General features: G+C 62.6%; 19 protein-coding genes. 15 read left to right on the top strand and 4 right to left on the bottom strand.

The genetic code is table 11. From position 1 onward, the window contains the following. The first annotated feature begins 509 nt into the window (after positions 1-509). From AC515T_RS17900 to AC515T_RS17885, 4 genes are all read left to right on the top strand, one after another. Positions 510-1,994, top strand: coding sequence for an NCS1 family nucleobase:cation symporter-1 (locus AC515T_RS17900; protein WP_496529428.1), 1,485 nt, complete (start codon positions 510-512; stop codon positions 1,992-1,994). Between the two features lie 150 nt (positions 1,995-2,144). Beyond that, entirely contained in the window at positions 2,145-3,428 is a 1,284-nt protein-coding gene (locus tag AC515T_RS17895) for a Zn-dependent hydrolase (protein ID WP_496529427.1), read from the top strand. 84 nt (positions 3,429-3,512) lie between these two features. Continuing rightward, positions 3,513-4,997: a PAS domain S-box protein gene (locus AC515T_RS17890; protein WP_496529426.1), complete on the top strand. Its 1,485-nt coding sequence runs from the start codon at positions 3,513-3,515 to the stop codon at positions 4,995-4,997. 240 nt (positions 4,998-5,237) lie between these two features. Then, positions 5,238-5,483, top strand: a complete 246-nt coding sequence (locus AC515T_RS17885) for a DUF1652 domain-containing protein (RefSeq protein ID WP_496529425.1) — start codon at positions 5,238-5,240, stop codon at positions 5,481-5,483. 246 nt (positions 5,484-5,729) lie between these two features. Here the strand turns inward: AC515T_RS17885 and AC515T_RS17880 are convergent, their stop codons facing one another. Further along, positions 5,730-7,115, bottom strand: coding sequence for a sensor histidine kinase (locus AC515T_RS17880; RefSeq protein ID WP_496529424.1), 1,386 nt, complete (start codon positions 7,113-7,115; stop codon positions 5,730-5,732). Further along, positions 7,093-7,776 carry a response regulator transcription factor gene (locus AC515T_RS17875; RefSeq protein WP_053122824.1) on the bottom strand — a complete coding sequence of 228 codons (684 nt, stop codon included), beginning with the start codon at positions 7,774-7,776 and terminating at the stop codon, positions 7,093-7,095. The genes AC515T_RS17880 and AC515T_RS17875 overlap by 23 nt, the downstream gene beginning before the upstream one ends. A gap of 276 nt (positions 7,777-8,052) precedes the next feature. On the opposite strand from AC515T_RS17875, the gene hcnA reads away from it, so the two are divergent. From hcnA to hcnC, 3 genes are read left to right on the top strand one after another with little or no spacing between them, the layout of a single operon-like run. After that, positions 8,053-8,376 carry a cyanide-forming glycine dehydrogenase subunit HcnA gene (gene hcnA / locus AC515T_RS17870; RefSeq protein WP_496533158.1) on the top strand — a complete coding sequence of 108 codons (324 nt, stop codon included), beginning with the start codon at positions 8,053-8,055 and terminating at the stop codon, positions 8,374-8,376. After that, a complete protein-coding gene (hcnB, locus tag AC515T_RS17865; protein WP_496529423.1) occupies positions 8,373-9,782 on the top strand; it encodes a cyanide-forming glycine dehydrogenase subunit HcnB in 1,410 nt (469 codons plus the stop codon). The genes hcnA and hcnB overlap by 4 nt, the downstream gene beginning before the upstream one ends. After that, on the top strand, positions 9,775-11,037 hold the full coding sequence (gene hcnC, locus AC515T_RS17860) for a cyanide-forming glycine dehydrogenase subunit HcnC (RefSeq protein WP_496529422.1): 1,263 nt from the start codon (positions 9,775-9,777) through the stop codon (positions 11,035-11,037). Before hcnB ends, hcnC begins: the two co-directional genes overlap by 8 nt. A 281-nt stretch (positions 11,038-11,318) precedes the next feature. On the opposite strand, the gene AC515T_RS17855 is transcribed toward hcnC, so the two are convergent. Beyond that, positions 11,319-11,930, bottom strand: coding sequence for a glutathione S-transferase family protein (locus tag AC515T_RS17855; protein WP_163854049.1), 612 nt, complete (start codon positions 11,928-11,930; stop codon positions 11,319-11,321). A gap of 33 nt (positions 11,931-11,963) precedes the next feature. Beyond that, positions 11,964-12,887 (bottom strand): MurR/RpiR family transcriptional regulator, encoded by a 924-nt coding sequence (locus AC515T_RS17850; protein WP_003202885.1) that lies wholly within the window; start codon positions 12,885-12,887, stop codon positions 11,964-11,966. 313 nt (positions 12,888-13,200) lie between these two features. On the opposite strand from AC515T_RS17850, the gene AC515T_RS17845 reads away from it, so the two are divergent. From AC515T_RS17845 to AC515T_RS17810, 8 genes are all read left to right on the top strand, one after another. After that, positions 13,201-15,138, top strand: a complete 1,938-nt coding sequence (locus tag AC515T_RS17845) for a bifunctional 5-dehydro-2-deoxygluconokinase/5-dehydro-2-deoxyphosphogluconate aldolase (protein WP_496529421.1) — start codon at positions 13,201-13,203, stop codon at positions 15,136-15,138. Between the two features lie 188 nt (positions 15,139-15,326). Then, positions 15,327-16,220 carry a myo-inosose-2 dehydratase gene (gene iolE / locus AC515T_RS17840; RefSeq protein ID WP_496529420.1) on the top strand — a complete coding sequence of 298 codons (894 nt, stop codon included), beginning with the start codon at positions 15,327-15,329 and terminating at the stop codon, positions 16,218-16,220. Continuing rightward, a complete protein-coding gene (gene iolB, locus AC515T_RS17835) occupies positions 16,217-17,026 on the top strand; it encodes a 5-deoxy-glucuronate isomerase (protein WP_496529419.1) in 810 nt (269 codons plus the stop codon). Before iolE ends, iolB begins: the two co-directional genes overlap by 4 nt. A 29-nt stretch (positions 17,027-17,055) precedes the next feature. Beyond that, complete coding sequence (locus AC515T_RS17830) at positions 17,056-18,558, top strand: CoA-acylating methylmalonate-semialdehyde dehydrogenase (protein WP_496529418.1); 1,503 nt, start codon at positions 17,056-17,058, stop codon at positions 18,556-18,558. Positions 18,559-18,593: 35 nt separating this feature from the next. Then, complete coding sequence (locus AC515T_RS17825) at positions 18,594-19,415, top strand: TIM barrel protein (RefSeq protein ID WP_496529417.1); 822 nt, start codon at positions 18,594-18,596, stop codon at positions 19,413-19,415. A 151-nt stretch (positions 19,416-19,566) separates the two neighbouring features. Beyond that, positions 19,567-21,498 carry a 3D-(3,5/4)-trihydroxycyclohexane-1,2-dione acylhydrolase (decyclizing) gene (gene iolD / locus AC515T_RS17820; RefSeq protein WP_496529416.1) on the top strand — a complete coding sequence of 644 codons (1,932 nt, stop codon included), beginning with the start codon at positions 19,567-19,569 and terminating at the stop codon, positions 21,496-21,498. A 29-nt stretch (positions 21,499-21,527) separates the two neighbouring features. After that, positions 21,528-22,538, top strand: a complete 1,011-nt coding sequence (gene iolG, locus AC515T_RS17815) for a bifunctional inositol 2-dehydrogenase/D-chiro-inositol 1-dehydrogenase (protein ID WP_496529415.1) — start codon at positions 21,528-21,530, stop codon at positions 22,536-22,538. 151 nt (positions 22,539-22,689) lie between these two features. Then, a complete protein-coding gene (locus AC515T_RS17810; protein WP_496529414.1) occupies positions 22,690-23,742 on the top strand; it encodes a Gfo/Idh/MocA family protein in 1,053 nt (350 codons plus the stop codon). The last annotated feature ends 95 nt before the right edge of the window (positions 23,743-23,837 follow it).

Below are 23,837 nucleotides of genomic sequence, written 5' to 3'. Positions count from 1 at the left end.
TCAGGATTAGACGCTAGCTGGAGTTATTGAAATGAGCAAGATTATTTTTTATAAGCTTATGCGTTAATTAAACTATTGAAGTTAAACAATTAATTTATTAATTCACCAAAATGGTGAGCCTGCTCACCATTTTGACGCACTTGACAGGATCGTTATTTGAGCGAGATTTGTCATGGTAAATCAGCGGCTTGAAAGTGTTGGAAGTGCGGTCTAGACACCTCGCGTTGATCCGGGGTGCACCACTTTGAATCTCCCCCTCGACAAGGCGTGAAGGTCATCTAGCCTCAAGGGCGGTAAGCAGGGAGTGAAACAAGGCAATCACGTGGCTTTAAAACGTTAAACATCAAAAGGTTGAAAGGGTTATATCGATCATCCGGTCAGCTCGGCGCATTATCCGGCACGGTTATTGAGTGCCGTCGTGGGTCTGGCGGGGTGGTCGGTGGCATGCGTGCAAGTACTCCGGCCATCGCCTGTCGATGAGCAAAAATAATGAAAACAGTGGAGCGGACATGACCAGATCAACAGTGACCGAGCGCGACGGATTGTTCGAGCTTGAAGCCGGCAGCGACGTCCTCGACAGCCCCCGTTATAACCACGACATCGCGCCGACCAAGGTGAACGAGCGAACCTGGAACAAATGGCACATCACCGCATTGTGGGTGGGCATGGCGATCTGCGTGCCGACCTACACCCTCGGCGGCGTGCTCACCGCCTATTTCGGCTTGACGGTGGGCGAGGCGCTGCTGGCGATTCTGTTCGCCAACATCATCGTGCTGATCCCCCTGACCCTGAATGCCTTTGCCGGGACCAAGTACGGCATTCCGTTTCCGGTGCTGTTGCGCTCGTCCTTTGGCGTCATCGGCTCCAACGTGCCCTGCCTGATCCGCGCCCTGGTGGCGTGCGGTTGGTTCGGGATCCAGACGATGTTCGGTGGGCTGGCGATCCACCTGTTTCTCGGCTCGGTGTTCGACGGCTGGAAGAGCCTGGGTGGCACCGGCGAAGTGATCGGTTTCATGGTGTTCTGGGTCATGAACCTGTGGGTGGTGTTGCGCGGTGCCGAGTCGATCAAGTGGCTGGAAACCTTGTCCGCGCCGCTGCTGGTGCTGGTGGGCGTTGGCCTGTTGGTGTGGGCGTTGCCCAACGTCTCGCTGACTGAGCTGATGGCGGTCCCGGCCAAACGCCCCGAGGGCGCCAGCGTGACTGGCTACTTCCTTGCCGGGCTGACGGCCATGGTCGGTTTCTGGGCCACCTTGTCGTTGAACATTCCGGACTTCAGCCGTTATGCCAAGAGCCAGAAAGACCAGATAGTCGGACAGATCATTGGCCTGCCGTTGACCATGTTCCTGTTCGCCTCCCTCGGCGTGGTCATGACCGCCGCCTCGGAAAAACTGGTGGGGGTGACCGTTTCCGACCCGGTGACCTTGATCGGGCACATCCAGAGCCCGGTGTGGGTGGCGCTGGCCATGGTGCTGATCATCGTCGCCACGCTCTCGACCAACACCGCCGCCAACATCGTTTCGCCCACTAACGACTTCCAGAACCTGGCGCCGAAACTGATCGGCCGCACCAAGGCCGTGATGCTCACCGGTTTGGTGGGACTGGCGCTGATGGCCCACGAGTTGTTGAAGAAGCTCGGCCTGATCGTCTCCGAGGTCAGCCTCGAGTCGGTCTATTCCAACTGGCTGCTGGGTTATTCAAGCCTGCTGGGGCCGATTGCTGGGATCATGGTGGTGGATTATTTCCTGATCAAGAAACAGCAACTGGACCTGGCCGGGTTGTACCGCGACGACATTTACCCGGCCTGGAACTGGAACGGCTTCATCGCTTTTGGCGTGCCGGTGGTGCTGACGCTGTTGTCCCTGGGCAGCGATGCGTTCAGTTGGTTCTACAGCTATGGCTGGTTCACCGGCTCGGCGCTGGGTGGGGTGATTTACTACGGGTTGTGCAGCCTGCAGGGGGCCAGTCCGGCGGTCGTCAAGTCACCGCTGCAGTAACAGATGAATGCGGTTCCTGTGGGAGCGGGCTTGCTCGCGAAGGCGGTGGGTCAATCAACATCAATGCTGGCTGATACAACGCTTTCGCGAGCAAGCCCGCTCCCACACCGGACCGCGTCGAAATGAGATAACTGCCTGAAGGAGATCCCCATGAACGCAGCCCTCGATGTCCTGCAATCCACCCATCAGCACATCAACCGCGACCGCCTGTGGCAATCGCTCATGGACCTGGCCCAGCTCGGAGCCACGGTCAAGGGGGGGGTGTGCCGGCTGGCCCTGACCGACCTCGACCGCCAGGCCCGCGACTTGTTCGTGCAATGGACCCAGGCGGCGGGCTGCACCGTCAGCATCGATGGGGTGGGCAATATCTTCGCCCGGCGGCCAGGGCGCAATCCGAACCTGCCACCGGTCATGACCGGCAGCCACATCGACACCCAACCCACCGGTGGCAAGTTCGACGGCTGCTTTGGCGTACTGTCCGGGCTGGAGGTGCTGCGCACCCTCAACGACCTGAACATCGAAACCGAAGCACCGTTGGAGGTGGTGGTCTGGACCAACGAAGAAGGCTCGCGCTTCGCCCCGTGCATGATGGGCTCCGGGGTGTTCGCCGAAAAATTCACCCTCGAAGAAACCCTCGCCAAGACCGACGCCGAGGGCATCAGCGTGGGCCAGGCCCTCAACGCCATCGGCTATGCTGGCCCGCGCCCGGTCAGTGGGCATCCGGTGGGGGCGTATTTCGAGGCGCACATCGAGCAGGGGCCGATCCTCGAAGACGAGGGCAAGACCATCGGCGTGGTGATGGGCGCCCTGGGGCAGAAGTGGTTCGACCTGACCTTGCGCGGTGTGGAAGCCCACGCCGGCCCGACCCCGATGCACCTGCGCAAGGATGCCCTGGTGGGCGCCTCGATCATTGTCGGCGCCGTCAACCGCGCCGCCCTCGGTCATCAGCCCCATGCCTGCGGCACGGTCGGTTGCCTGCAAGCCTATCCGGGCTCGCGCAACGTCATCCCCGGCGAAGTGCGCATGACCCTGGATTTCCGTCACCTGGAACCGGCGCGCCTGGATTCGATGATCGCCGAGGTCAAGCAAGTGATCGAAGACACCTGCCGCCAGCATGGTCTGACCTTCGATTTGAAACCCACCGCCGACTTCCCGCCGCTGTATTTCGACCAGGGCTGCGTCGACGCCGTACGCGGCGCGGCCCAAGGGTTGGGCTTGTCCCACCTGGACATCGTCAGCGGGGCTGGCCATGACGCGATCTTCCTCGCCGAACTCGGCCCGGCCGGGATGATCTTCGTGCCCTGCGAAGGCGGCATCAGCCACAACGAAATCGAAAACGCCGCCCCGGATGACCTCGCCGCCGGCTGCGCGGTGCTGCTGCGGGCGATGCTGGCTGCCTCCCAGGCGATTGCCGAGGGGCGCATGGCGGCGTGAAGGCACGATGCACTATTGCAAATCCAGGTGGTCGTAACTTTCAACGCATCCATGCTTGAACCCTACTGACCACATGGAGACCCAATGAATCAGCAAGTCCCGACCACCGATACCAACCGTCGCCAATTGCTGCAGATCATTGCCGGACTGTCCGACGGGGTGATGTTGATCGAGGTCGACCAGACCATTGCCTGGGCCAACGCAGCGGCCTTGACCATGCACGGGGTCAAGGACCTCAGTGAGCTGGGCACCACGGCCCGGCAATACGCCCGGCGCTTCAATCTGCGTTATCGCAACAACCATCCGCTGACCGAAGACAACTACCCCATCGCCCGGGTTGCCCGTGGCGATGAGTTCAGCGATGTGCTGGTGGAGGTCACGCCCCAGGCCGACCCGGATCGCACCTGGGTGCACCGGATCCGCAGCATGGTCCTGGCCGACCGCAACGGCGAGCCGGAATTGCTCGTGTTGATCCTCAGCGATGCCACCGAATGGGCCAGTGCCGAGCAGCGCTTCGAGAAAACCTTCGGGGCCAACCCGGCGCCGGCGGTGATCTGCCGCCTCAGCGACCTGCGCTACATCAAGGTCAATCCGGGGTTCCTGGAGATGACCGGCTACAGCCGCGAACAGGTGATCGGGCGTTCGGTGTATGAACTGGATGTACTCGAAGCCGCCGAAAAACGCGACCTGGCCATCGAGCGGCTGGGGCAGGGCGCGACCATTCCGCAAATGCAGGCCGAGTTGAAGTTGCCCGATGGCACCATCAAGCAGGTCATCGTCGCCGGCCAGCCCCTGGACTTGCATGATGAAGAATGCATGCTGTTTTCCTTCATGGACATGGAGCCGCGCCGCAAGGCAGAAACGGCGCTGCGCCAGAGCGAGGAGCGCTTTGCCAAGTCGTTCCGCCTGTCGCCCGTGCCCACCCTGGTGTGCAGCGCCGAACAACAATTGCTGGAAATCAACGAAGCGTTTCTCCAGACCACCGGTTACGCCAGCGAAGAGTTGCTGGGTAAAACCGTGGAGGAAATCGGCTTTCTCGACAAGAACGCCGGCGCCGCGCTGTTTGCCCGGCTGGAAAAGGCTGCCGCAGTCTCACGTATCGACGTCAAGGTGCATAAGAAGGGCGGCGAACTCATCGACTGTGAGGTCGCCGCCGACACGGTGCTCATTCAGGACAAGCCCTGTTACCTGCTGGTGCTGATGAACATCACCGAACGCAAGCGCTCGGAGCTGGAGCTGGTGGCGGCGATCGAAGAGGTGATGAAAGACGCGTCCTGGTTCAGCCGGACCCTGATTGAAAAATTGGCTAACGTGAAAAGCATCAACGCCCAGGCGCCCAGTGTGTCATTCACCGAACTGACGGCCCGGGAGCGGGACGTGCTGGGGCTTATTTGCGAAGGCCTGGCCGACAAGGAAATCGCCGCACGGCTGAAGCTTGCGCCCAATACCGTGCGCAATCACGTGGCGACCCTGTATTCGAAACTGGATGTCCATAGCCGCAGCGAGGCGATTGTCTGGGCGCGGGCGCGGGGGTTGTTCGCCAATGAATGGCGGATGAAGGCACCATGATAGCCAGTGCAAATGCACCGGGTGCGTTGGTGCAAATTCGGGTTTTGTATGGGGGAGCGGTTCCTTAGGCTGTCAGGGTGCGATATCGTCCGTGATGTCGCGTCCCTCACGAAATACTCAAGGAATATGCCACAATGTGCTGTGAACGAAGCCGATACGAGCGCGACAGGATATCTACGCAGACCAAGAGGTCGGCGCTGTCCATCGTTCATTTATCCTCTCGGGGCTGAGGTGCATCGTATGACCCATCTGGCCCCGTTGCGTGCCCGCCTCGAAGAAAGCTTTACGCCGCTGGCCTGCGAATGCAGCCTCAATGGCGACGGTACCCTCACCGTGCGCCTGTATCACCGTGAAAGCGGTGAGGTGGACCTGGTGGTGAGCGGCATGAGTCTCGACAGCGTCCGCTCGGAAGACAGCATCGCCAAGTTGATCGATGAGTTGCGCTATGAGCTGCATAACACCCCGCTGCATCGCAGTGATGCCTGATAGATAAAGATCAAGCACACCACACCCTGTGGCGAGGGAGCTTGCTCCCGCTGGGTCGCGTAGCGACCCCAAAAACTGCCGGACGCGCACGCCAACCAAACCATGTCCACCGGTTTTGCGACTGCTTCGCAGCCGAGCGGGAACAAGCTCCCTCGCCACAAATGCAGTTTTCCTACCGCACTGCCGGTGCAGTTTTACCTCAGCAGTGCAGAGGCGGTTCCCGGCAGCAACACAGGTGCGGTTTCCCTACAACAACGTCCCCCGGCAATCGAGCACCAACCGCGCGCCGCCGTGTTCGCTGCTGCCCACCTCCAACGTGAACCCATGCAGATTGACGATCGCCGCGACGATCGACAGGCCCAGGCCGAATCCACCGTGCTGGCTGCTGCCTTCGGCGCGATAGAAACGGCGGAACACGGCCTTGCGCTCCGCCTCGGGGATGCCCGGGCCGGAGTCGAGGACTTCGATGCGCGTGCTGTCGCCCTGATCGACCCCACGCAGGATCACGGTGCCCCCCGGCGGAGTGAACTTGATGGAATTGCTCAGCAGGTTCGACACGGCCTCGAACAGCAAGGCCCGGTCGCCGTTGAGCAGGGGCAGGGTGTCGGGTGCTTCCAGGATGAAGGTCAGTTCGCCTTCCTCGGCCAGGGGCAGGTAAAAGTCATGCAGCTCCTGCAATAACTGCAACGGATCGAGGCGCACGAAGCCCGAGCGCCGTTGCTGGTCTTCCAGTTCGGAAATCCGCAACAAACCGCGAAACCGCGCCATCAGGGTGTCGGTCTCGGCAAGCACCTGGTCCATCTGCAGGGCCTCGTCGGAGCCGTCCGGCGCTTGCTGCTGGATGCGATAAAGCTGGGCACGCAGGCGCGTCAGCGGGGTGCGCAGGTCATGGGCGATGTTGTCGCACACGCCCTTGACCTCATTCATCAAGCGTTCGATGCGCTCGAGCATGGCATTGACGATCGCCGCCAGCATGTCCAGTTCATCGCGTCGGCTCGACAGCGGCAGGCGATGGGTCAGGTCACCGGCGACGATGGCTTCGGCGCTGGCCTGCAACTGGCGAATCCGACGCAGCGGTCGGCGGCGCAACAGGTGCCAGCCAGCGATGCCCGGCAGGATGGTCAGTGATACCCCCCAGAACAGCGCGTGCAAGATGATCCGCGTCACCGCGAACAGCGAACCATTGTCCCGGGCGAGCACCAGCCAGCGGCCGTCCTGGGTCCGGGTCGCCACCGCGTCGCAACTGTCGGAAGGCACACCCGGTTCATCGGAGTCCACGCAGCCGCCGAGCATGTGGATCTTGCCGTCCAGCGGCAGGTCGGCGGGCACGCGCAGGATCGGCCCGCTCAAATGGCGCAATTGCGGATCGAACAGACCGTAGGCGTCGACGCCGCGCTCGTCCAGTGTCAGGCTGGCCATGAGCGCATCTTCCAGTTGGTCGCCGTGGATCCGGGCGAACAGGTGCTGGCGCTGCATCAGGGAGTGCTTGGCCAGGCTGTCGAGGTAGCCAAACACTTCGTAATACATCACCCCCATCAGGATCGCGCTCCAGATCACGAACAGCGAACTGTACAGCGCCAGCAGGCGGCTGCTGGAGGAGCGCCAGCCCTTAGCGGGGTTCAGCAATGACATAGCCGGAACCCCGTACCGTGCGAATCAGCGGTTCCAGGCCCGGTGGGTCGATTTTCTTGCGCAGGCGGCCAATGTGGACGTCGATCAGGTTGGTGCCGGGGTCGAAGTGATAGCCCCAGACTTCCTCGAAAATCATCATGCGCGAGAGGATCTGCCCGCTGTTGCGCATCAGGAATTCCAGCAGCTTGTATTCGGTGGGCAACAGGCTCAGCAGTTGCCCGTTGCGGCTGGCCTCGCGGCTGATCAGGTTCAGTTCCAGGTCGGCCACCCGCAGCGCGGTTTCCGGCTCGCGGGTGCCGTTGTTGCGCCGTAGCAGCACTTCGACCCGGGCGGCCATTTCGTCGGTGGCGAACGGCTTGGTCAGGTAATCGTCGCCGCCGGCCCGCAGGCCACGCACGCGTTCGTCCACATCGGAAAGGGCACTGATCATCAGGATTGGCGTGGCCACGCCCATGGTCCGCAGGGTGGTGACGATCACCAGGCCGTCGAGCTCAGGCAGCATGCGGTCGAGGGTGATCAGGTCGTAGTCGCCGCTGACCGCCCGTTCCAGGCCTTCGCGGCCGTTGTCGACCCAATCGACGTCCAGGCCGTTGCGGGTCAGCTCGGCAACGATTTCACGGGCGGTCACGGCGTCGTCTTCGATGGTCAGGATGCGGTTCATGGGCGGTACCGTGTGGGGAAGTTGGAGCGATTACGCAGCATTCTGCCAAAAATTACCTGTCGGCTTTCTGAAAAAAAGTTCATGGACCGGCACACCGATTCGCTGGCCTGGATCAACACTTGGTCACAAATTATCCCTAACATGAATTTCGTGCGCACTATCATGTCGCGTCTGTTGCCCCACTTCGGTGCGCTGTTGCCGGGGGCCGACGCGAACCGGTGGATGTGTGCCGCAAGGAGCCGAAACCTCACTGAATCTTCAAGGAAGAGCAGCATGATGCAACCTCAAGACGTTCTACACCGAACATTCGATATCCAGCCGTTGACCCGCACCGACATGACGGTGCGCCTGGACGGGCAAGTCGTCAACGCCGCCCACGGGGAAACCGTCCTCACCGTTATCCAGTCCCTGGGCCAACGCCAGGTCGCCCGCAACGACCACGACCAGATCAGCGGCGCCTACTGCGGCATGGGCGTGTGCCAGTGCTGCCTGGTCAAGATCGACGGTCGCCACAAGCGCCGCGCCTGCCAGACCCTGGTACGCCCGGGCATGCAGATCGAAACCCGGGCCAACCGCATGACCGAAACGGAGGCGCCATGAGCCTTGATCCGGTGATTGTCGGCGGTGGGCCGGCGGGCATGGCGGCGGCCATCGAGCTGGCCACCCACGGGGTGCGTTGCACCGTGCTCGAAGAAGCGCCGCGCCTCGGTGGCGTGGTGTACCGCGGGCCGTTGCGCGATGGCGTCAGCCTGGATTACCTGGGGCCGCGCTACAGCGAAGCCCTGGAAAAACTCCACGGAGAATACCAGCGCCACGCCGGGTTGATCGACGTGCGCTTGGGCAACCGTGTCATCGGTGCCGAAGGCTTCCGCGCGCTGATGCTGCTGGATGCCGACGAGCGCCTGGGCGAGGTCGCCTATTCCCATCTGGTTCTGGCGGCCGGTTGTCACGAACGCAGCGTGCCGTTTCCTGGCTGGACGCTGCCGGGGGTGATGATGCTCGGCGGCCTGCAATTGCAGATCAAGAGCGGCGTGGTCAAGCCGCCGAGCCCGGTGGTGATCGCCGGCACGGGGCCGTTGCTGCCGCTGGTGGCCTGCCAGCTGCACGCTTCGGGCGTGGCGGTGGCGGGTGTCTTCGAAGCCTGTGCGTTCGGCCGGATCGCCAAGGAAAGCCTGGCGTTGCTGAACAAGCCGCAACTGTTCCTCGACGGCCTGAGCATGTTGACCTACCTCAAGCTCAAGGGCATTCCTGTGCGCTATGGCTGGGGCGTGGTGCAGGCGGACGGCGAGGGTGAGTTGAGCCACGTCACCGTCGCGCCTTATTCCGCGACTTGGGAACCCGACCTCAAACGCGCTGAACAGGTGCCGGCCCAGACCCTGGCGGTTGGCTACGGGTTTATCCCGCGCACGCAATTGAGCCAGCAGATGGGCCTGGAGCACGGTTTCAGCGAGGACGGCTATTTGCGGGCCGTGTCCGATGCCTGGCAACAAAGCAGTGAAGCGCACATTCACCTGGCCGGCGACATGGGCGGGATCCGTGGCGGTGAAGCGGCCATGCTCAGCGGGCGCATCGCGGCGTTGTCGATCCTCATGCAACGCAATGTGCTGGATCCGTCCACGGCCCTGGCCCACCGCGAGCGCTACCAGGCGCAACTGCAGCGGATCATTCGCTTTCGCGCCGCCGTGGATCGCTACACCCAGCGTGGTGCCGGGCAGACCGCATTGCCGGCCGCCGACACGGTGATCTGCCGTTGCGAGCACGCCACCCGCGCCGACATCGACCGGGCGCTGGAGCAAGGCGTGCAAGACATGGCCAGCCTGAAGATGCGCACCCGCGTGAGCATGGGCGATTGCCAGGGGCGGATGTGCGTCGGCTACTGCAGCGACCGCTTGCGCGAAGCCACCGGGCGCGCCGACGTGGGTTGGCTGCGGCCGCGTTTCCCCATCGATCCGATTCCCTTTTCAGCGTTCCAGAACGTCGGCACGGAGGCCGTTTCCCATGATTAAGGACTATGACGTGGTCATCGCCGGTGGCGGTGTGATCGGGGCCTCGTGCGCCTATCAACTGTCCAAGCGCAAACACCTGAAGATCGCCCTGATCGACGCCAAGCGTCCCGGCAACGCGACCCGCGCCTCGGCGGGTGGGCTATGGGCCATCGGTGAATCGGTGGGCCTGGGGTGCGGGGTGATCTTCTTTCGCATGATGTCGGCCAATCGCAAGCGCCAGACCCAGGGCGCCGCCGTGGCGGTGGATGCCAGCACGCCGCACATCCTGCCGCAGTCGTTCTTCGATTTCGCCTTGCAGTCCAACGCGATGTATCCGCAGTTGCACCGCGAATTGATCGACCGCCACGGCATGGATTTCAAGTTCGAGGAGACCGGGCTCAAGTTCGTGATCTACGACGACGAAGACCGTTTGTACGCCGAGCATATCGTCGCGTGCATTCCCCACCTGGCAGACCAGGTGCGCTGGCTTGACCAGGCGGCCTTGCGCGAGTCGGAGCCGAATGTCAGCCATGAAGCCTTGGGCGCGCTGGAGTTTCTCTGCGACCACCAGGTCAGCCCGTTCCGCCTGGCCGACGCCTACACCGAAGGCGCCCGGCAGAACGGCGTCGATATGTTCTTCAACACCAGCGTGACCGAGGTGTTGCGCAGCGGCACGCGGGTGACCGGGGTGCAAACCGCCGAGGCGGGGACTTTCCATTGCCGGACCCTGATCAACGCGGCCGGCGCCTGGGCGGCGGACCTGAGCGAGCAGGCCACTGGCGTGCGGATTCCGGTCAAGCCGGTCAAGGGCCAGATCCTGCTGACCGAGCGCATGCCGAAAATCCTCAACGGCTGCCTGACCACCAGCGACTGCTACGTGGCGCAGAAAGACAACGGTGAAATCCTCATCGGCAGCACCACCGAAGACAAAGGCTTCGACGTGACCACGACTTATCCGGAGATCGAAGGGCTGGTGCAAGGCGCGGTGCGCTGCATTCCGCAATTGCTCGACATCAACCTGAAACGCACCTGGGCCGGCCTGCGCCCGGGGTCGCCCGATGAACTGCCGATCCTGGGGCCGATGCGCGGGGTGCAGGGCTATCTCAACGCCTGCGGGCATTTCCGCACCGGCATCCTCACCTCGGCCATCACAGGCGTGTTGCTGGACAAACTGGTGAACAATGAGCCCTTGCCGCTGGACATCACGCCGTTCTTGGAAGATCGCTTCGAGGTGGCGCCGAAGGCCGTTGAAACAAAGGAAGTGGAACTGGCCTGAGAATAAGCCTTCTCTACCTACGGAGATTTGTAGTGAACCCTGTGGGAGCCGAGCTTGCTCGCGATGACGACGGCACATTCAGCATCCATGCAAGCTGACCCACCGCTATCGCGAGCAAGCTCAGCTCCCACACTGTTCTGGATGTTCACAAATCTGGCCTTCACCCCAAATCCCCTGTGGGAGCGGGCTTGCTCGCGAAAGCGGTCCATCTGAGACGGTGATGTTGAATGTGCTACCGCCTTCGCGAGCAAGCCCGCTCCCACACAAGTCGCGCTCGTCCGTTATTCCATCGGCGTGCTGACAAACGCCTCCAGCCCTTCGGCATAGGCCGTAAACGCGCTGATCAACGGGAAAGCCTTGCCCTGCACCTGGTCCGGCACCACGAGGTTGGTGAAACTCCACGCCACTGCCACCGTGATGCCGGCCTGATCAATCGAGCCGTCGGTACTCAACGGTTGTTTCTCCAGTTCCTGCTCCAGCATTCCATAGGCCGCCGCCAGTTGGCCTTCCACCCGTTCAACCCACGGCGCATGCTGAATTTCCGCCGGCCGCAGGTTGCGCTCATAGTAAATCTGCACCGATTTCTCGCACGCCGCCAAGGCCAGGCCGAGCAGGCGCAGTGAGCGCACTCGTTGCCCAATGTCGGCCGGCATCAAGCTTTTCCCAGGCGCGGCCAAGGCCTCCAGGTAGTCAATGATCAACGTGGAGTCCATCAGCACGGTGCCGTCGTCCAGCACCAGGGAAGGGGCTTTGACCGTCGGGTTGATGCGTTGGAATTGTTCGAAATGCCTGAACACCGAAACCGACTCGTGCTCCAGGGCAACCCCCAGGCACTTGGCGGAAATAGCGACGCGTCGTACGTAGGGCGAGTCCAGCATGCCGATCAGTTTCATGGTTTCTCCTTCAGCGATTCATGGGAACGGGGGTTAATCCTCGAACCCGACCTGTTCATGGATTTCATCGACTTTGAGTTCCAGCCGATAAGCCACGGCGATGAACAACGCCTGGCACAGGCACAACGTGGCGCTCAACGAACGGAAGGCGAACGAACTGCCTTCGTTCACCAGCAGCACCGCGTTGGCCCGCTTGGCCAGGGGCGAGAGGTTGCTGTCGGTGATGATCAGGGTCTTGGCCTGGTGATGCTGGGCAATGCGCAGGCAGTGCTGGGTTTCCTTGCCGTAGGGCGTAAAGCTGATGGCAATCACCAGGTCGTTGGCCCGCACGCTGCGCATCTGCTCGCGGTAACTGCCCCCCAGGCCGGACACCAGGTGAATGCGCTTGTTGGTGTGTTGCAGGTTGTAGACCAGGTAGTCGGCGACCGCGAACGAGCGGCGCACGCCCACCACATAGATGTTGTCGGCGTTGACCACCAGGTCCACGGCCTTTTCGAACGCCTGGTCGTCCAGCTCCAGTCCCAGGCGCTCGATGCCCGACAGGGTTGCATTGACGCACTCGCGGGCCAGGTCGCCGCCGCTGGCTTTCTGCGACTTGTTGGCGATCATGCTGCGGATGCGCTGCTGGTAGTTCTGTACCGGGGTGGTCTTGTGGGTGTAGGCCTCGCGGAACAACGCCTGCATTTCACTGAAGCCGCTGAAGCCGAAGCGCTGGGAGAACCTGACGATGGCCGAGGGGTGCACTTCGCATTCCCGGGCGATGTCGCTGATGCGGTCGACCATGATCCGGTCGCTCTGTTGGCTCATGTAGCTGGCAATGCGTTTGAGCTGGCGCGGCAGGCTTTCGTATTCGTCGGTGATCAGTTGCAGCAGGCGCTCGGCATTGATCGGTGGGCTCGGGAGGGCGGGTTCGGACGCGCTCTCGGACGGCGCCGGCAGATCATCGGGGCGGGTCATAGAAAATCCTTCTGGCTTGTTCTTATAGGGCGGCCCGAAAAAAGGCCGGCCCTCGACAATAGGTTGGCTGGTCGCAGTCTACAGCGTAGGCGCAGGGAAAATCATGGGCGGACAAATGTTGCAGCAGGTGCTGAAACGATGCACTGCGTCTGGTTGGCTTCGGCCATAGCGTATTGGAAAAAATATTCCACGTAAAAAATTTATAGAATAATTATTGATTATTGCGCACTGCTCGTTTTAGTCTGCATTCACCAACAGCGTTGGCGCCGGTGTCGGCGACAAGCGCAGGCTGATAAAAATAACAGGAGCCAGCATGGGCCAGACTCGTTTTGCCAGTGGGCGTCAATTGGATGTGATCTGCCTGGGACGCCTGGGCGTCGACCTCTACGCGCAGCAAATCGGCGCGCGCCTGGAAGATGTTTCGAGCTTCGCCAAGTACCTGGGCGGTTCCTCGGCCAACATCGCCTTCGGCACGGCGCGCCTGGGGCTCAGGTCGGCGATGCTGAGCCGGGTCGGGGACGATCACATGGGCCGCTTTCTGGTGGAGTCCCTGGCCCGCGAAGGCTGCGATGTCAGTGGCATCAAGGTCGATCCCGAACGCCTGACGGCCATGGTCCTGCTCGGGATCAAGGACCGGGAAACCTTTCCCCTGGTGTTCTACCGGGAAAACTGCGCCGACATGGCGCTGCGCGCCGAAGACATCGACGAAACCTTCATTGCTTCCAGCAAGGCCTTGTTGATCACCGGCACGCATTTCTCCACCGACGGCGTCTACAAAGCCAGTATCCAGGCGCTGGACTATGCGCAAAAACATCAGGTCAAGCGCGTCCTCGACATTGATTATCGGCCGGTGCTTTGGGGCCTGGCGGGCAAGGCCGATGGAGAAACGCGGTTTGTGGCCGACCAGAAAGTCAGCCAGCACGTGCAGAGTATCCTGCCGCGTTTCGACCTGATCGTCGGCACCGAAGAAGAATTTCTCATCGCTGGCGGCAGCGAAGACCTGCTGACGGCCCTGCGCACCGTGCGTTCGCTGACGGCGGCGACCCTGGTGGTCAAGCTCGGCCCGCAAGGTTGCACGGTGATCCATGGCGCCATCCCGGCCCGCCTCGAAGAGGGGGCCATATACCCTGGCGTACGGGTCGAAGTCTTGAATGTACTGGGTGCCGGCGATGCGTTCATGTCGGGATTTCTCGCCGGCTGGCTGGAGGATGCCAGCGATGAACGCTGCTGCCAGTTGGCCAATGCCTGCGGGGGGCTGGTGGTGTCGCGCCACGCCTGCGCCCCGGCGATGCCGACCCGGGCCGAACTCGACTATTTATTCAAGAGCCCGGTGCCGATCACTCGGCCGGACCAGGATGTCGTGCTGCAACGGCTGCACCAGGTCAGCGTGCCCCGCAAGACCTGGAAACAGCTGTTCATCTTCGCCTTCGACCATCGCGGGCAACTGGTGGAACTGGCCCAGAAGGGCGGCCGCGAGTTGAGCAGCATCGGCGAACTCAAGCAGTTGTTCATCCAGGCGGTGGCGCGGGTCGAAGCTGACTTGCGGCGCCAGGGCATCGAGGCCGACGTCGGTCTGCTGGCCGACCAGCGCTTCGGCCAGGATTCGCTGAACGCGGCCACCGGACGTGGTTGGTGGGTGGCGCGGCCGGTGGAAGTGCAAGGTTCGCGGCCACTGGTGTTCGAGCACGGGCGCTCCATCGGCAGCAACCTGATCGCCTGGCCACAGGAGCAGATCATCAAGTGCCTGGTGCAATTTCACCCTGACGACGAACCGCTGCTGCGCCTGGAGCAAGAGGCGCAACTGATGGGGTTGTACAAGGCCTCCCAAGTCAGCGGCCATGAATTGCTGCTGGAAGTCATTCCGCCCAAGGATCATCCGTCACCGCACCCGGACGTGCTTTATCGCGCCCTCAAGCGCCTCTACAACCTGGGCATCTTCCCGGCGTGGTGGAAGATCGAAGCCCAGGGCGCGGATGAATGGCAGCAGCTCGATGAGCTGATCCAACAGCGCGACCCATATTGCCGTGGCGTGGTGCTGCTGGGCCTCAATGCCCCGGCCGCCGCGTTGGCCGAAGGGTTTCGTCAGGCCAGCAAGAGCACCACCTGCCGCGGTTTCGCCGTGGGCCGCACGATCTTCCAGGAACCGAGCCGGGCCTGGCTGGCCGGGGAAATCGATGATGAAACGCTGATCCGGCAGGTGCAGGGGACGTTTGTGGAATTGATCGAGGCGTGGCGCAGTGCCCGTGCTTGATGGACAGGGCTTTTGTGGCGAGGGAGCTTGCTCCCGCTGGACTGCGAAGCAGTCCCAACGTCAGCCACCCCGATTCGACAGGCAAACCGCATCCATAGGTTTGCGACTGCTTCGCAGCCGAGCGGGAGCAAGCTCCCTCGCCACAGGTGATCGGTTGAACATTAGAGACAACAATAAAAGGTGCAGCCATGCCCGCTATTCGAATTGGCATCAACCCGATTTCCTGGAGCAACGATGACTTGCCGTCGTTGGGCGGCGAGACGCCGTTGAGTACGGCGCTGAGCGAAGGCAAGGAAATCGGCTACGAAGGTTTTGAGCTCAACGGCAAGTTCCCCAAGGACGCCAAGGGCGTCGGCGATGTGCTGCGGCCCTATGACCTGGCGCTGGTCTCCGGCTGGTATTCCAGTCGGCTGGCCCGGCGATCGGCGGCGGAGGAAATCGACGCCATCGCCAGCCACGTCGAGCTGCTGGCGCAGAACGGTGCGACGGTGCTGGTCTACGGCGAAGTCGCCGACTCGATCCAGGGCCAGCGGATTCCATTGGTCGAGCGGCCGCGCTTCCATACGGATGACGCCTGGCAAGCCTACGCCGACAAACTCACCGAACTGGCACGCTTCACCTTGTCCCACGGCGTGCGCCTGGCCTATCACCACCACATGGGCGCCTACGTCGAATCGCCCGCGGACATCGACAAGCTGATGGCCCTGACCGGCAGCGAAGTGGGCCTGTTGTTCGACTCGGGCCACTGCTACATGGGCGGTGGCGAACCGTTGCAGGTGCTGCGCAAACACATCGAGCGCGTGTGTCATGTGCACTTCAAGGATGTGCGCAAACCGGTGGTGCAACTGGCGCGCAATAACCTCTGGAGCTTCCCCGACTGCATCATCAACGGCACCTTCACCGTGCCGGGGGATGGCGACATCGACTTCGCCGCGTTGCTCGATGTACTGCTGGCCGCCGACTATCAAGGCTGGCTGGTGGTGGAAGCCGAGCAGGACCCTGCCGTAGCGCCGAGTTATGCCTACGCCAAGAAGGGCTACGACACCCTGCGTGCCTTGCTGCAAGAAAGGAGTCTGGCATGAGCCTGTTGATCAAGAGCCATTCCAGCGGCCAAACCATGGTCCAGTTGCCAGCGGGTGAGCTGGAATACGTCGGGTTCACCGCCTACCGCCTGAGCCTGGGGGAAACCCTGCCGGTGGCCGCCGCAGACAAGGAATTGTGCCTGGTGCTGCTCAGTGGTCGCATCAGCCTCAAGGGGGAGGCGCCGGGGCAGGGCGCCTTCGATTGGGACAACCTCGGTGACCGCCAATCGGTGTTCGAAGACAAGTCACCTTATGCCGCTTACCTACCGCCCGGCAGCCAGGCCCAGGTCACTGCCCTGAGCGATGTGCAGCTCGCAGTGTGTGCCGCGCCGGGTTCGGCGGGTAACGAATACGGCCCACGGCTGATTCGCCCGGACAGCATGAAGCGCAGCGTGCGCGGCAAGGGCGCCAACACCCGCTATGTCTGCGACATTCTGCCGGACAGCGAACCGGCCCATTCACTGCTGGTGGTGGAAGTGCGCACGCCGTCGGGGCATTCGTCGAGTTACCCACCCCACAAGCACGACACCGACGACCTGCCGCACCAGAGCTTTCTCGAAGAGACCTATTACCACCAGATCAACCCGTCCCAAGGCTTCGTATTCCAGCGGGTCTACACCGACGACCGCAGCATCGACCAGGCCATGGCCGTGGAAAACAGCGACCTGGTGGTGGTGCCCAAGGGGTATCACCCGGTCAGCGTGCCCTACGGGTACGAGTCGTATTACCTGAACGTCATGGCCGGCCCGAAGCGGGTCTGGCAGTTCCATAACGACCCGCAGCACAGCTGGCTGCTCGACCTCTGAATTCCACTTTTCGCACGGAGACAAGCACAATGAGTGACGCCCCGGTAGTAGGCCATTACATCAACGGTCGAGTGCAGGACAGCGACGGTGCGCGGTTCAGCAAGGTCTTCAACCCGGCCACCGGGGCGGTGCAGGCCCGGGTGGCCCTGGCCGAACCGAGTACCGTCGACGCGGCGGTGGCTTCGGCGCTGGCGGCGTTCCCGGCCTGGTCCGAGCAGTCGTCATTGCGCCGTTCGCGGGTGATGTTCAAGTTCAAGGAGCTGCTCGATCGTCACCACGACGAACTGGCGCAGATCATCAGTCGTGAACACGGCAAGGTGCTGTCCGACGCTCACGGTGAAGTCACCCGTGGCATCGAGATCGTCGAGTACGCCTGCGGTGCGCCGAACCTGCTCAAGACCGATTTCAGCGACAACATCGGCGGTGGCATCGACAACTGGAACCTGCGCCAGCCTTTGGGCGTTTGCGCCGGGGTCACGCCGTTCAACTTCCCGGTGATGGTGCCGTTGTGGATGATTCCCCTGGCGCTGGTCGCCGGCAACTGCTTCATCCTCAAGCCTTCGGAGCGTGACCCTTCCGCCAGTTTGCTGATGGCCCGCTTGCTGACGGAAGCCGGCCTGCCGGACGGTGTGTTCAACGTCGTCCAAGGCGACAAGGTGGCGGTGGATGCGCTGTTGCAGCACCCGGACATCGAAGCGATTTCCTTTGTCGGCTCCACGCCCATCGCCGAGTACATCCACCAGCAGGGTACGGCGCACGGCAAGCGCGTCCAGGCCCTGGGCGGGGCGAAGAACCACATGATCGTCATGCCCGATGCCGACCTCGACCAGGCGGCGGATGCGTTGATCGGTGCGGCCTACGGCTCGGCCGGCGAACGCTGCATGGCGATTTCCATCGCCGTGGCGGTGGGTGATGTGGGCGATGAATTGATTGCCAAACTGTTGCCCCGCATTGACCAGTTGAAGATCGGTAACGGCCAGCAGCCCGGCACCGACATGGGGCCGCTGGTCACCGCCGAGCACAAGGCCAAGGTGGAAGGTTTCATCGACGCCGGCGTGGCCGAAGGCGCGCGCCTGATCGTCGATGGCCGTGGCTTCAAGGTGCCGGGGGCCGAGCAGGGGTTCTTTGTCGGGGCGACGCTGTTCGACCAGGTCACCGCCGAGATGAGCATCTACCAGCAAGAGATTTTCGGCCCGGTGCTGGGGATCGTCCGTGTACCGGACTTCGCCACGGCAGTGGCACTGATCAACGCCCATGAATTCGGCAACGGCGTGTCTTGCTTTACCCGTGACGGCGGCATCGCCCGGGCGTTTGCCCGCAGCATCAAGGTCGGCATGGTCGGCATCAACGTGCCGATTCCGGTGCCCATGGCCTGGCATTCCTTTGGCGGTTGGAAGCGTTCGCTGTTCGGCGATCACCATGCCTACGGCGAAGAAGGGCTGCGCTTCTACAGCCGCTACAAAAGTGTGATGCAGCGCTGGCCCGACAGCATCGCGAAGGGGCCTGAATTCAGCATGCCGACTGCCCAATAACGTATTTTCGAATGACTGCCGGAGGGAGAACAACAATGAACAAGCCCCTGCGTTTTGCTTTGAACCGAATGGTTGCTCCACGCCTGTCACTGCCCGCGTTCATCGACTTGGCCCTGGCGTTGAAAACCGATGCCATCGAGATCCGCAACGACCTCAAGGGCGTCGAGATCGAAGACGGCATGCCGCCGGCCCAAGTGCGAGCGTTATGCGAGGCGCGCGGGATCAAGGTGCTGTCGATCAACGCCCTGTACCCCTTTGACGTATGGAACGAGGAGCGCCGCGCCCAGGCCGTGCGATTGGCCGATTACGCCCGCGAATGCGGCGCCGAGGGGCTGGTGATGTGCCCGCTCAACGACCGCGCCGACCCGCGCAGCGAGGCTGAACGGGCGGCGGGGCTGCGTACCGCCCTCAGTGAACTGGCGCCGATCCTGCGGGCCTTTGGCATCTACGGGTTCATCGAGCCCCTGGGGTTCGAAGAGTGCTCGCTGCGGCGCAAGCGCACGGCGGTGGAAGCGATCAAGAGCATTGGCGGGCTGGATGTATTCCGCCTGGTGCACGACACCTTTCACCATCATCTGGCGGGCGAGCAGGAATTTTTCCCCGACCTGACCGGGCTGGTGCACATCTCTGGTGTCGAGGATGCCCAGGCCCCCTTGGCCACTATCCGTGATGGTCATCGGGTGCTGGTGGGCGAGGCCGACATCCTCGGCAACGCTGCGCAGATCGAGGCGCTGCGGGCCGGTGGTTATGCGGGCTATCTGTCTTTCGAACCGTTTGCCGAAAGTGTCCATGAACTGGCCGACATCCGCCAGGCGTTGGGGGCGAGCATGAATCATCTGCAAAGCTCCCAGGCCTGACCTGATCGTTGACCCGATGAAGATCCCAATGTGGGAGCGGGCTTGCTCGCGAAAGCGGTCGCACATCCAACATTGATGTCGCCTGACACACCGCTTTCGCGAGCAAGCCCGCTCCCACACTTGACCGAGTTGCGTTTGAAAAGGTGCAAGCATGACCACAACACGACTGACCATGGCCCAGGCCCTGGTGAAATTCCTCGATAACCAGTACATCGAGGTCGATGGCGTCCAGAGCAAATTCGTCGCCGGGGTCTTTACCATTTTTGGCCACGGCAACGTGCTGGGCCTGGGCCAGGCGCTGGAGCAGGACAGCGGCGACCTGGTGGTCCACCAGGGCCGTAACGAGCAGGGCATGGCCCATGCCGCCATCGGGTTTGCCAAGCAGCACCTGCGGCGCAAGATCTACGCCTGCAGCTCGTCGGTCGGCCCCGGTGCGGCGAACATGCTGACCGCCGCGGCCACCGCCACGGCCAATCGCATTCCGTTGCTGCTGTTGCCCGGCGATGTCTACGCCAGTCGCCAGCCAGATCCGGTGCTGCAACAGATCGAGCAGTTCCACGACTTGAGCATCAGCACCAACGATGCCTTCAAGGCCGTGAGCAAATACTGGGACCGCATCAACCGCCCCGAGCAACTGATGACCGCCGCGATCCATGCGATGCGGGTGCTGACCGACCCGGCCGAAACCGGCACGGTGACCCTGGCGCTGCCCCAGGACGTGCAAGCTGAAGCCTACGATTACCCGGATTACTTCCTGCAAAAGCGCGTGCACCGCATCGACCGCCGCCCGGCCACCGAAGCGATGCTCGGCGATGCCCTGGCGCTGCTCAAGGGCAAGCGCAAGCCGCTGATCATCTGTGGCGGCGGCGTGCGCTACTCCGGCGCCAACGCGGCGTTGCAGGCGTTTGCCGAGCGCTTCGACATTCCTTTCGCCGAGACCCAGGCCGGCAAGAGTGCGGTGGTGTCCAGTCACCCGTTGAACGTTGGCGGCGTCGGCGAAACCGGCTGCCTGGCGGCGAACCTGCTGGCCAAGGAAGCGGACCTGATCATCGGCATCGGCACCCGCTACAGTGATTTCACCACCGCGTCGAAATGGCTGTTCCAGCACCCCGACGTGCAGTTCCTCAACCTCAACATCAGCCCATGCGATGCCTTGAAGCTCGATGGCGTGCAACTGTTGGCCGACGCCCGTTCGGGCCTGGAGGCCTTGTCGGCCGCGATGGGCGACTATCGCGCCGAATGGGCCGGGCAGATCGCCGACGCCAAGGCGCAACTGGACGCGGAAGTGGACCGGGTCTACCAGGCGGACTTCCAGGCCGAGGACTTCGTCCCGGAAATCAACGACCACATGGACCCGGCGGTGTTTCGCGAATTCATCGAACTCACCGGTTCCTGCCTGACCCAGAGCCGGGTGCTGGGCACGCTCAACCAAGCCCTGGCGGATGACGCCATCATCGTCGCCGCCGCCGGCAGCCTGCCCGGCGACTTGCAGCGCAGCTGGCGCAGCAAGGGCGTGGACACCTATCACGTCGAGTACGGTTATTCGTGCATGGGCTACGAGGTGAATGCGGCACTGGGGGTGAAACTCGCCGCGCCGGACAAAGAGGTCTACGCGTTGGTCGGCGATGGCTCCTACATGATGCTGCACTCGGAACTGGCGACTTCGATCCAGGAGCGGCGCAAGATCAACGTGGTGCTGTTGGACAACATGACGTTCGGTTGCATCAACAACCTGCAAATGGAACACGGCATGGACAGCTTCGGCACCGAGTTCCGTTTTCGCAACCCCGAGACCGGCAAGCTCGACGGCGCCTTCGTGCCGGTGGATTTCGCCATGAGTGCCGCGGCCTATGGCTGCAAGACCTACAAGGTCAAGACCCTCGACGAACTGCACGCGGCCCTGGCCGATGCGCGGCGCCAGAGCGTCTCGACGCTGATCGACATCAAGGTTTTGCCCAAGACCATGATCCACAAATACCTGTCGTGGTGGCGGGTCGGCGTGGCGCAAGTGTCCACCAGCGCCCGCACCGATGCCGTCGCCAAGACCCTCAACGAACGACTGGCCAAGGCCCGTCAATACTGATTGCCCCAACCCTACGAAAGGAGTTCCAAATGTCTTTGAAGCTGGGCGTCATCGGCACCGGGGCCATCGGCCAGGACCATATCCGTCGTTGCAGCCAGACCTTGCTCAACAGCCAGGTGGTGGCGGTGACCGACATCAACCTGCAACAAGCGGCCAAGGTCGTTGCCGATCTCAAGCTGACCGCCGAGGTCTACCCCGACGGTCATGCGTTGATCAAGGCGCCGGACGTGGAGGCGATCCTGGTCACCTCCTGGGGCCCGAGCCATGAAGAATTCGTGCTGGCGGCGATTGCGGCGGGCAAACCGGTGTTCTGTGAAAAGCCCCTGGCGGTCACGGCCGAAGGCTGCCGCAAGATCGTCGACGCCGAAGTGGCCCACGGCAAGCGCCTGGTGCAAGTCGGCTTCATGCGCCCCTACGATGAAGGCTATCGGGCGCTCAAGGCGGTGATCGACAGCGGCCAGATCGGTGAGCCGCTGATGCTGCACTGCGCCCACCGCAACCCGAGCGTGGGCGAAAACTACAAGACCGACATGGCGATCACCGACACCTTGATCCATGAGCTGGATGTGTTGCGCTGGTTGCTGGCCGATGACTACGTGTCGGTGCAGGTGGTCTTTCCGCGCAAGACCAGCAAGGCCCTGGCGCACTTGCGGGACCCGCAGATTGTCCTGTTGGAAACCGCCCGGGGCACGCGTATCGACGTCGAGGTGTTCGTCAATTGCCAGTACGGCTATGACATCCAGTGCGAAGTGGTGGGGGAGACCGGCATCGCCAAGCTGCCGGAACCGTCCCAGGTGCAACTGCGCAGCGGCGCCAAGCTGTCCAACGCGATCCTGATGGATTGGAAGGATCGCTTCATCGCCGCCTACGACGTCGAATTGCAGGCCTTCATCGACGGCGTGCGTGCCGGGCAAGTGGGCGGGCCGTCGGCCTGGGATGGTTTTGCCGCGGCGGTGGCGGCGGATGCCTGTGTGGCAGCGCAGCAGCGCGGGCAGATCGTCAAGGTCGAACTGCCCGAGCGGCCGCGTTTCTACGGTTAAATGCATTCCCCCTGTGGGTATGCAGTCAAATGTGGGAGCGAGCTTGCTCGCGATAGCGGTGGGTCAGGCGACATCGATGCTGGCAGGCCTGGTGTCATCGCGAGCAAGCTCGCTCCCACAGGGCGGTGTTATATCCAAATAAGGAGCTTTCATGCGAATCGGACTAGTGGGCTACGGCAAGGGTGGGCGGTTCTTTCATGCGCCGCTGATCAGCAGCCTGCCAGGCGCTACGTTCGTCGGTGTGGTGACCCGGTCCGCCGAGCGCCGCCAGCAACTGGCCAGCGATCACCCGGATGCCCAGGCCTTCGACACCCTCGAACAACTGGTGGCGGCCGGTGTCGATGCGGTGGTGGTGTCCACGCCTTTGCAGGGGCGCCCGGCCATTGTGATGCAGGCCATCGAACTCGGCGTGGCGGTGGTCAGCGACAAACCGTTCGCCCCTGACGCCGCGCAGGCCGAGGCGATGGTGGTGGCCGCCGAGCGTCGCAACGTACCCTTGAGCGTGTACCAGAATCGTCGCTGGGATTCGGATTTCCTGACCCTGCGCAAATTGCTGGCCTCCGGTGCTCTCGGGCAAGTCATTCGTTTTGAATCGAGTGTCGAGCGTTATTCGCCGACCTCGGTGGGCAAGGGCAGCGGTGGGGGATTCCTGCGCGACCTCGGCAGCCATCTGGTGGACCAGGCGCTGCAATTGTTCGGGCCGGTGACCAGGGTCTACGCCGAGTTGGACTACCGGCAGCCGGGCCAGGTGTTCGACAACGGCTTCTTCATGTCCTTGACCCATGCCAGCGGCGTAATCTCCCACCTGAGCGGCAATTGCGTGCAAAACGCAGCGCGCCCGCGCTTTCGGGTCAACGGCACCCAGGGCTGCTACACCGTCGAAGGCCTGGATGGGCAAGAGGCCCAGGCACTGGCCGGCTTGAGCCCGGCGACCGAGGGCGAACGCTGGGGGGCTGAAGAACATCGGCGTTGGGGCTGGTTCGAACACGGCACCGAGCGCGAGCGGGTGACTTCCGAACGTGGCTGCTGGCTGGCGTTCTACCAACAGCTGCAAACCGCGTTGCAGGGCGCAGGCCCCCTGCCGGTGGAGGCCCGTGATGCACTGGCGACCACGCGCATCCTCGACGCGGCCAGGCAGAGTGCCGAGCAGGGCGAGGTGGTGTGTTTAACCGTGCCTGTAGGGCATGGAATAAAAAACGAATAAAATTCTAAAATGAGTTGATATGGAAAATATTTTCCAATAAAGTCGATTCCAGGTTACCGACAACCCTGTCTGCCTCCCGCCAAGCCAGCCTTGAA

The organism is Pseudomonas sp. FSO-7, assembly GCF_059579345.1.
The sequence above is the reverse complement of the archived record's forward strand: the minus strand, read 5'-3'. Positions and strand labels throughout refer to the sequence as shown.